4 protein-coding genes, 1 tRNA gene and 1 pseudogene are annotated in these 6498 nt (G+C 37.4%); 3 read left to right on the forward strand and 3 right to left on the reverse strand.

What is annotated here, in order from left to right; genetic code table 11:
- Positions 1-301 precede the first annotated feature (301 nt).
- Entirely contained in the window at positions 302-2581 is a 2280-nt protein-coding gene (locus AKG34_RS25040; protein WP_053348839.1) for an ATP-binding cassette domain-containing protein, read from the forward strand.
- A gap of 606 nt (positions 2582-3187) precedes the next feature.
- Positions 3188-3820: pseudogene (locus AKG34_RS25045) on the forward strand (site-specific integrase); the annotation flags it as partial.
- Between the two features lie 109 nt (positions 3821-3929).
- Here AKG34_RS25045 and AKG34_RS25050 read toward each other — a convergent pair.
- Positions 3930-4002, reverse strand: a tRNA-Ala gene (locus AKG34_RS25050).
- A gap of 117 nt (positions 4003-4119) precedes the next feature.
- The gene (locus AKG34_RS25055) at positions 4120-4827 is read right to left on the reverse strand and encodes an MgtC/SapB family protein (protein WP_053348841.1); all 708 of its coding nucleotides are present in this window, start codon (positions 4825-4827) and stop codon (positions 4120-4122) included.
- Between the two features lie 143 nt (positions 4828-4970).
- On the opposite strand from AKG34_RS25055, the gene AKG34_RS25060 reads away from it, so the two are divergent.
- Positions 4971-5876: a DMT family transporter gene (locus AKG34_RS25060; RefSeq protein WP_053348842.1), complete on the forward strand. Its 906-nt coding sequence runs from the start codon at positions 4971-4973 to the stop codon at positions 5874-5876.
- 34 nt (positions 5877-5910) lie between these two features.
- Here AKG34_RS25060 and AKG34_RS27780 read toward each other — a convergent pair whose 3' ends face one another.
- Positions 5911-6096 (reverse strand): hypothetical protein, encoded by a 186-nt coding sequence (locus tag AKG34_RS27780; protein ID WP_141521436.1) that lies wholly within the window; start codon positions 6094-6096, stop codon positions 5911-5913.
- Positions 6097-6498 lie beyond the last annotated feature (402 nt).

A 6498-nucleotide genomic window follows, 5' to 3' on the forward strand; every position in this document is an offset into this window, starting at 1 on the left:
ATGTATTAATGCATAGTTGTAGATAATTGCGAAACAAAGATTATTTATATCTCACGAGGAGTTCCACATGGATGAATTGATAGAAAAATTCTAGAAATCATTATAGAGTAGCTGCAGAAAGAACAAAATCAAAAAGAGTTTCGAAAGCAATAAAAATTATTTTATTTGGTGCAATTATCTCATTTTCTTATTTATCTAGCCAGAAAGGCGAGAGAATTTGAAAGGTATTCCCCCTGAGGGTTGGCTAGACTTGTAGCGAACTGAAAGAAGCAAAGTAGATAAAATCAGAAAGGGTGATAAAATGCCAGAAATAAAAGATGAAATCATTTTAAGAGGGCTTAAAGAAAATAATTTAAAAAATGTAGATTTAAACATACCCAAAGAAAAAATTATCGTATTTACTGGTCTTTCAGGCTCAGGAAAGAGCTCCGTTGTTTTTGATACATTAGCAACAGAAAGCAGAAGACAAATGACTTTGAATTATCCTCACTATGTCAGATATCAAATGCCAAGGTACGAAAGGCCCCATGCTGATCTTATGCAAAACTTAAGCCCGGTTGTAGTAGTAGAACAAAGACCTACAGGGAGCAATTCCCGCTCAACAGTAGGCACCTATATGGATATAAATCCATTGATTAGAGTTTTGTTTTCAAGAATAGGAAAGCCATCAATTGGTTCTGCCAACGAATTTTCGAGCCAAAGTTCTTTTGGCAGATGTCCAGAATGTGGCGGATTTGGGGAGGTAATTGCGCCAGACCTAAATAAGATTATCGATTACAATGAGTCACTTCGAGATTATGCAGTGAAATTTAAGCCATTATCTCCTTCAGGTTGGCAAGGCCGATGGATGATGACCTGCGGATTATTCGATCCGGATAAACCGATAAAGGACTACTCAGAAGAAGAGCTCCACCTGCTATTATATGGTCCCCGAGAAGGTGAAAGAGTCTATGCGCCGTTTCACACAAAACACGGACCTCAAAAACATGAGTGGGATGGGTTATTGCCCAGATTTACTCGCCTTTATATCAATAGAGATATCTCAAAGCTAAAAGAAGTAACCCAAGATGACGTCTTAGCAGTATCAACACATTCATTATGCCCAACCTGCCAAGGTTCAGGCCTAAACCCAAAGGTATTGGAATGTAGAATAAATGGTTTAAATATCGCAGAATACGATCAATTTGAGCTTACAGAACTACTGGAAGAACTAACAAACATAAAAGATCCTATGGGAGAATCTATCGCACAACAAGCAATCCCACATATCATACAACTAGTTGAAATGGGATTAGGATATTTGAGTCTATCAAGAAAAATGGGTACCTTGTCCGGTGGCGAAGCTCAAAGGGTAAAAATCGCTCGTCATTTAGGGAGCAGCCTAAACAATATCACATACATTTTCGACGAACCAAGTGCAGGACTCCATCCAGAAGAAGTGGATATGTTAATACAAATGATGAAAAATCTAAAAGCCCAACATAATACCGTAATTGTAATCGAACACGATCTATCAGTAATAAAAGTAGCGGATGAAATAATAGAGATGGGACCAGGAGCAGGTGTAAATGGAGGAGAAGTTGTCTATCAAGGAAAATTAGAAGGACTAAAAACCTCTCCAACCGCAACAACCCTAAACCACAGTCTAAAAATCAACAAAAATCCAAGGGATATAGAAAGTTATTTTACAATAAAAAGAGCAAGTAACAATAACTTGAAAAATATAAGCGTAAATATTCCTAAAAATGTCTTACTCTCTATATGTGGAGTATCTGGTTCAGGTAAAAGCTCTTTAATGTTTGGAGCATTCACAGAAAGTTATCCCGAAACCATAATGGTAGGGCAAGGCAGTATAGGAATTTCGAACCGTTCGACACTAGCTACATATATGGGAATAATGGATGATATTCGCTCAATATTTTCAAAAGAAACAGGACAACCAGCAGGTTTGTTCAGCTTTAACTCATTAGGAGCATGTCCTAGCTGCAAAGGAAAAGGAGTCCTAACGCCAGACGTAGCATTTGCAGATCCAGTGACAATCCCGTGTGAAGCATGTGGTGGTACGAGATATTCAGACGAAGCACTGTCATATCGATATCAAGATAAAAATATGGAAGAGATTTTAGATTTAACTATAGACGAGGCTATTATCTATTTTAAAATGCCAAAGATCATAAAAAGAGTGAATACACTAAAAGACGTAGGGTTAGGGTATCTAACTCTAGGACAGACAACAAGTTCTCTAAGCGGAGGAGAAATCCAACGTCTAAAACTTGCAAGCCACTTACAAAAAGAAGGACAAATATACTTATTAGACGAGCCATCCTTAGGACTACACACAAAAGATAATGGAAAACTCTTAGATGTGTTTCAAAAACTTGTAAACAGAGGTAATTCTGTTATAATCATCGAACACAATCTAGAATTTATAGCGGCGAGTGACTGGGTAATAGAATTGGGTCCAGGAGGAGGAAAACAAGGCGGACATATTATATTTGAAGGCACACCAGAAGAGATATTAAATGCAGAAACATTGACAGCGAAATGGTTAAAGGATGGAGTTAGAAAACATTTCACTTAAAATGTGGATTTATTATTTGAACTTCCCCACTTATCAAAGTGGCTGATTCTTTCTAATGAAAGATAAATTGCTGGTGTTGGCCGTAACCAATCGAAACTCCATCCTAACCGTTATTGCAAGAAGCCGTTCCCCCTTCTCTACATAAACCCATCAACACCCATGTGTTGCGACATACACTCTGGACATGTGGAGTGCGTGTCACAATTAATTTTTAATGCTTTACATAACCATTATTTTCTTGCCTGATTCATTGAACATAAATGAAAAGGTTTCAAAATGGGTTTTTATGATAACTAAAGAAAAATGGTGGATTAAGCTCATTTCAATGTTTCTTGGTTTGGCAGTATTTATGTTATTCATTATTTTATTTGTACCATAAAAATGAGCTCTCTTTTGCCATTTTCTTCTTCAATTAACGGGTGCTTGAGTTTAACAATAGGGTTGCTACGCAACACTTTCTTATGGAACTAAAGGGGCAGGTTAGTTTAATAAGGAATGCTATAATAGCCTTAATTTCAAAACGATTTTAAGGAGTTAAACGCTTATGATTATAAAAATTGACTTTGGTGACGATTTTATTCAATACATTTCTTGTTCGAAAAATAAATTGCCAAGGCAAATAAGAAAGAAATGAATGTATGGGATGAAGAGGAAGTAAATAGATTTCTAAAAGTAGCAAAAGAGGATCCTGTTTATATTGTATTTTACCTTGCATTAACAACTGGTATGCGACAAGGTGAAATACTTGGATTGCGTTGGAAGGATATTAATTTGGAAAAAGGATTGTTAAATATTAAACAGACTCTTAGTCATGACGGTAAGACATTTTTAAGCGGAGCTAAAACCAAGTCTAGTCTACGGACAATAAATTTATCCCTGTCGTCTATAAAGGTCCTTATAACTCGTAAATTAACTGTTTCGAAAGAAAAGCTAAGCCTAGGCCCTATTTATCAAGACTTTGATTTAGTTGCTTGTACTCAGCATGGTACACCGCTTAATCCTGTAAATATTAGAAGGACTTTTAAAAGGATGATCAAAATGGCTGATGTTCCTGAAATCCGCTTCCATGATTTAAGACATACACATGCTACCTTGCTTCTTTCCAATGGTGTTCATGTCAAAGTCATCTCAGAAAGATTAGGACACAGTAACATAAAAGTTACACTTGATACCTATTCACACGTTCTTCCATCAATGCAAGAAGAAGTGGCTCGTAAATTAGATGAAATTATTAAATAATTGCGTGTGTGACCAGATTGTGACCAGACGGACATTTTCGAAGAAAATATTAGGGGAACAGTGGTATATAAAAAGAAAAAAACCCTTGATACACAAGGGTTTCCAAGTATGGAGCATAGCGGGATCGAACCGCTGACCTCTACGCTGCCAGCGTAGCGCTCTCCCAGCTGAGCTAATGCCCCGGGTTAGGGTACAATAATTATTTTATCGAAATTTCAGGAAAAGTCAATAATAAAATTGAGAAATTTGCAAAATAGTAAGAAAAAACCGTTTGAGGGTATCAAACGGTTTTTTTTCACTTAAGCATTCTCGATTTCTACCCGTGCAATTTCTTTAAGGTTGGAGACGGTGTAATAAACTTCTGAGGTTCTAACTTTATGATCGACCAAAACTTTAAGTGTTAAGAGGTGATGGTCTTCTGCAACATCTTTGATTCTTAGGTTTTTGATGAAAATCTTTTCGTCTTTGATTTTTTTGAGAACTAAAGCGATGTCATCTTTATCTTTTACCACTAGCTGCAGAAAGATTTCTTTTTGCCGTAATTTCATCGGGCCAAGCCAGGTGACGACTACGGGTACCAATTCGACACTGATGATTAATAGAATGACTCCGGCAATTGCTTCGAGAAAGAATCCAGCTCCGACAGCAATCCCAATTCCGGCTGCTCCCCAAATGATGGCAGCGGTGGTTAAACCGGAGATGCTGTTATTGTCACGGCGGAGAATAACGCCGGCCCCGATAAAGCCGACGCCAGAAACAATCTGTGCGGCAAGACGTAAGGGATCCATTGTGATATTTACATCGTCACTTCCGGGGAATTTATAAGCTGACTCCATGGAAACAATCGTTAATAAACAGCTGACGATGGAAATAACCAAGCTTGTTTTTAATCCAACGGGTTTTCGTTTCATTTCTCGCTCTAGCCCGATAATTAATCCAAGGAGAGCTGAGATCCCCAGCTTAATAAGTATTTGCAGTTCTGATTGAGGATCGAATGTCCATTCCATAATGTTCACCACTTCCGAAAGAGTATCGAGAATTATATGATTGGTGCAATATACCCGTTTTTTCAAATAACTCACTCTAATAATTTTACCATAGTAAAATAGAGTACAATGATAGGTAATTCAACATGAAAAGAGGAACAAGAATGCAAATACCTAAAATAAATCCCTATTTTGCATTGGCGATAGGTGTGGCATCCGTTTCATTTTCGGCCATACTTGTTAAATTAGCATCTGCTCCATCAGGTGTTATAGCCTTTTATCGTTTATTATTTACTGTTCTACTTATGTTGCCGGTTTTCATAATAAAATACCGCCATGAACTTAAATTCATTGAGAAAAAGGACTGGTTGTGTTCGATTGCGGCAGGTGTGTTCCTAGCTTTTCATTTTATATTATGGTTTGAATCGCTCAATTACACGTCGGTTGCGAGTTCAACTGTGCTTGTCACCCTTCAGCCGTTATTTGCGTTTGCCGGGGCTTACTTGTTTTTTAAAGAACGATTTTCAATGAAGGCAATATTAAGCGGGATCATCGCGATAGCCGGCAGTCTTGTCATCAGCTGGGGAGATTTTAGAATCAGCGGTATGGCGCTTTGGGGAGACATTCTTTCCCTTGTTGCATGTGCGTTAGTAACTGGTTATTTACTATTTGGTCAAAATGTTAGAAAGCGTATCTCTTCTATAACATACACTTTTGTCGTGTATGCAATTAGTGCATTTACATTGTTTTTCTACGTTGTCCTTAAGGGAGAGCCGCTGGGACCATATCCTACTGTCGACTGGATTTATTTCGTTTTGCTTGCTATTTTCCCGACTCTATTAGGGCATTCATTATTCAACTGGTCATTGAAGTGGTTAAGTACTTCAACAATCTCTATGGGAATCTTACTGGAACCGATTGGAGCGACAATTCTAGCTTACTTCATTCTTGGTGAACCCATACTCTGGACGCAAATCCTAGGAGGTACCATCATATTGGCCGGCTTGATGATATTCCTAAAGGATGAACAGAATAGTAAGGTGCAGAAAAAAGAAGCAGTCTCCATATAAAAGCAGTAAGTCGAATCCGACTTACTGCTTTTATTTAATAGGGATAAAACAAATAGGTAATCCGAGTGAAGATCAAGGCAAATGTAAAGCTAAACAAAAACGTTGTACCATTCACTTTCCCTTTTTCCCTACTGAACTTTATGGCTTCATAATAAGCAGTGCTAAATAAGTAAAGAGCCATGCTGTAAGAAATGAGTAGTGCGATTAATGATAGATTCATTGCTTCACCTCAAAGAAAGAAGATATCTTTATATGTCTATTTGGGATTAAGGGGAAATATGCGAGTTAATTCAGCTGAAGCGGCGGACTGTGTTTTTGAGGTAGGGGGGCTTGGCGCATTCGAAAAAGAGTTATTCTAGAAAGGAATATATAGAAGGAGAATGAAAAAAACACCTTTTTCGAAAAAAAGTTTTGAAAAACATATTGCAAACATTATTTGTACATGGTATATTATTTCTTGTCGCTAAGACAACAACTTAAACAGCTCAACAAGCTGTTGAAAACTTTTTAAAAAAAGTTGTTGACGAAACGTGACACAATGTGTTACATTATAGGAGTCGCTTCTGAGAGAAACGACAACAAATTGCTCTTTGAAAACTGAACAAAACAAAGCGCCAACGTT

The organism is Peribacillus butanolivorans (genome assembly GCF_001273755.1).
GTDB classification, from domain to species: Bacteria; Bacillota; Bacilli; order Bacillales; family DSM-1321; genus Peribacillus; species Peribacillus butanolivorans.